Source organism: Nocardioides glacieisoli (assembly GCF_004137245.1).
GTDB lineage: Bacteria > Actinomycetota > Actinomycetes > Propionibacteriales > Nocardioidaceae > Nocardioides > Nocardioides glacieisoli.
This window is the reverse complement of the sequence record NZ_SDWS01000025.1, coordinates 1-3,506: the sequence shown is the minus strand read 5'-3', so window position 1 is coordinate 3,506 and position 3,506 is coordinate 1. Positions and strand designations below refer to the sequence as shown.

Sequence of the window (3,506 nt, the reverse complement as noted above, 5' to 3'; positions counted from 1 at the left end):
TCGAGACCAAGTAACCAACCGCAGAGGGGTCCACTTTCAACCGACGCAAAGGGGTTCATTTTCGGCCGTCGTTGACAACGGCGTCGAACCGCCTTGACGCGAACGGGGGGCGCCGTCGCTTCACCATGTCGCCGTCGACCCCTGGGCTTCTTAGCACGAGCGCCGTGTCATCGATTTCGTCGGAGTCCACGCACGTCAACGAGCCCAGGCGCGGCACCAGCCCGTGGTCAGCCCGGACCAGTCCCCGAGTTCCAGGACGACCGCCGCTCGAGAGAGATGCCGTCCAATGCCATGGCAGCAGCGCGTCTCACGTGGCGCGCCAGGGTGGGGACCGGCAGTACAGGCGATGGACCAGGTTCACCGTCGAGTCCTCCTTGGAGGCGAGATGTCCGGCCCCTCGATCTGACTATTCGGCCTGTTTCCCTGCGCAGCAAGGGGCTCGGCCTTCATCGGTTCTTCACCGAAATCACCGACGATCCGTCCGGTCAGGCGGCGATGGTGAGGACGCGGTCCGCATCGGGCCGACGTCGTCCTTGCGAAAGGTTCACCATGAGCTCAACATCCGGCACCGGTGCCCCCGCGGCTTCGGCCCAGTCCCCGAACGATCGGCACGAGTGGAGTCGGCGGATGCGCTTCGTTGCTGTCTCCGCCGGTGTGCTCGTCGCGCTCGCCGCCGTGGGAAGCCTGGCCGTGCTCAACGGGAGCGACGACGGCGCCGTCGAGGACTCGACTGCGTCCGCAGTCGCGAGCCACCGCGGCATGGTGGAGGGCACCGTCTGGATCGCTAACGAGGGCGGCGGCTCGCTCACGGCGATCGATGCCGCCACCAACCAGGTCGTGACCACCGTCGCCGGAGTCGAAGGGCCACACAATGTGCAGGTGTCATCGGACGGTGCGTCGGTGTGGACGGTGAGCGGCCACGACGGATACGCCGCGATGTTGTCCGCCGGGAGCCTGGACTTGCACGGTGTGGTTCCGACTGGTTCCGCGCCAGCCCATGTCGTGGTCTCCCCAGACGGGGCCACCGCGTACATCACGAACGGCGCAGACGACACCGTCTCCGTCATCGACACGTCCACCATGAAGGTCACTGACACCATCAACGTGGGCAGGGGCCCGCACGGCCTCCGGCCCAGCCCGGATGGCCGCTGGCTTGTCGTCGCGAACGTCGCCGACACCATGCTCAGCGTCATCGACACGCGGACCAACCAGCTGTTCACAGACGTCGAAGTGGGGACGGGCCCCGCGCAAGTCGCCTTCTCGCCGGACGGCCGGTTCGTCTACGCCTCCCTGAATGGCGCAGACGCCGTCGCCAAGGTCGACATGACGACGCGCCGGCTCGTCGACACGGTGGCAGTCGGAGACGGCCCCATCCAGACGTACGTCAGCGGCGACAACCGCTACCTCCTCGTCGCCAACCAAGGCAGCGAAGACTCACCCGGGACGACGGTCTCGGTCATCGACACCAAGACGTTCACCGTGACGGCAACCGTGGAGACCGGGCAGGGCTCCCACGGCATCGTCGTCGACCCCTCGAGCCGGCACGCCTACGTCACCAACATCTACGGGGATGACATCGCAGTCCTCGATCTCGACGAGCTCGAGGTCGTGGCCCGGATCCCCGTCGGGGACAAGCCCAACGGCGTGAGCTTCTCTCCTGTGCCGGCCGACGCCGCCGACGTCAGCGTCACGCTCGATATTCCGGCGGCATCAGGAGCCGAGGACGGTATGGACGAAGGACACGAGGACGCTCACGAAAGCGGTCACTGACGATCGGATGTCTCCCGGGTGCACGTCGTCACGACGCGTTGCTCTCCGGCGCTGGACTGATCAGTCCGAGGGAGGGGTGAGAGCCCTCTCCTGCTGCTCGATGAACCTCTCCAAGGGGTCAACCCACGGCTCGGACCACATCAACTCGGGATATGCGCGGCGCCAGCGCCGTACAGCGTCCTTCAAGCGATCCAGGGCAGCAGCCTTCCCGTGTCGCGAGTTCCGGTGGTGCGGGCGTTCGCCACGCTCCAAGCGGTCGTCCTGCCCGGTTCCATCACACCGTAGGCAGGTGGGGCCGGACGGCGTGGGCCGCTTGAGCCAACCCCGGATTAACTGCCCGGTCGTGCGCGGTTGTCCCGCTCCTACTGGCTCTAGATCCTCCAGCGTGATTGCCAGGTGTTCGTGTGAACTCATGTACTCCGCTCGCACATCGAGCAACCATCTGAGGCGTCCCTCGAGTAGTCGATGCTCGGCCCAGGTCCACCCGCCGCTGTCTAGCATCTCGATGACCTCGTCGATGGCGTCATCGAGCCGCGCCCGCCGCTTCGTGAACTCGCGCAGATGCTTGTTCCCGCAGAACTGCTTGCGTCGCCCCTGCGGCTTCTGTTGCAGGGGAGCGCTGCACTCGGGTAAACGGCAACGCTGCCGCCGCTCTGTTTCCGTCGCGTCTAGCCACGTGACCCGCTGCATGAAAGTCACGCGCGAGGTGTCCCTCGAATGCGTCTGCGTCCCCATTGCTGCAGCGTAGCGCGACATAGCGACATCCGACCGGCGCGAAGCGGGACGTTTAATGTGCGGCGCAGAAAGCGCACCGGCACGTTTTTGGTGCTTCCCAGGTCCCGTTCGGGCACCTACGCTTCAAGGGACGAGCAGGCAGGTCCGGCGTCGAAATGGCGCAGGGCCCGCTCTCCCTGGACGGAGAGCAGGCCCCACTTGCAGTGCCTCTTGTCGGAGATGGCGATCTACCAAACGAAAAGGACACGCATGCCCAGTGTCGCGTACTGCCCTGCCCTGTGTCACACGAGGACACCTTCGAGATGAGCCACGCCGGCCCGGAAGACCTCGCCGCATCGGGTTCCGCCTCGAAGGCACATGAGCCGAGAATTCAGGCTCACTCCGCCAACCCCAAGTCGAGCGCTCGCGGCGGTGCCAAGCGTTACCCGAAAGGTGTACGGGGACTACTGAACCCTGCACTTGGTCGCTCTGACAGTCTGGATCTACTCCGATCGAGCGGCGCGAGCGACCTGGCGCGACGCGGCGAGCTGGTCCTCTACCGAGGCGGAAGGGTGGAGTGCAGCCCGGTCGCTCTGGGGCCAGACGCTGCGTGGCGATGGCGCGACCTGTGGGCGGTCCGACGTATCGGAAGTTACCGCGAAGCGCGCAACCGCATCGGGATGGTGACCGTCGAACAAGACGGCTGCCGACGTCTCCTTGAGACCGAGTCGAGTCTCGAGCGAGCTCACCTGCGTGACCAGCTGTTCACAGCTGGTGTCACGTGGCTCCTGACGCAGCCGTTCGCGCTTCGCTGGCCGATCGAGGGCCGCTGCCTGTGGCGGGTGCCGGACATCCTGGGTTACGACCTCGACGGGCCGTTCGTCGCGGACGTGAAGCCGGAGGCCTCGCGGACCGAGTACTCCGACTTGATGTTCGAGCTGACCCGGGTCAAGTCCCGTCAGGTGGTGTACGCCGCGTGATCCTCCGTGGGTCAGGCGGTGATGGCCTGCAGTTCGTGCACC

2 protein-coding genes are annotated in these 3,506 nt (G+C 66.1%); both read left to right on the top strand.

Translation table 11 applies throughout. The annotated features are described in order from the left end of the window. The first annotated feature begins 627 nt into the window (after window positions 1–627). Window positions 628–1,770 carry a YVTN family beta-propeller repeat protein gene (locus EUA06_RS22175; RefSeq protein WP_242498328.1) on the top strand — a complete coding sequence of 381 codons (1,143 nt, stop codon included), beginning with the start codon at window positions 628–630 and terminating at the stop codon, window positions 1,768–1,770. A gap of 1,556 nt (window positions 1,771–3,326) precedes the next feature. Next, entirely contained in the window at window positions 3,327–3,464 is a 138-nt protein-coding gene (locus EUA06_RS22615) for a hypothetical protein (protein ID WP_165354516.1), read from the top strand. Window positions 3,465–3,506: the final 42 nt, after the last annotated feature.

Bases quoted from the DNA above. Each gene is read 5' to 3' on its own strand.
- EUA06_RS22175 (WP_242498328.1), top strand. From the start codon at position 628: ATGCGCTTCGTTGCTGTCTCCGCCGGTGTGCTCGTCGCGCTCGCCGCC.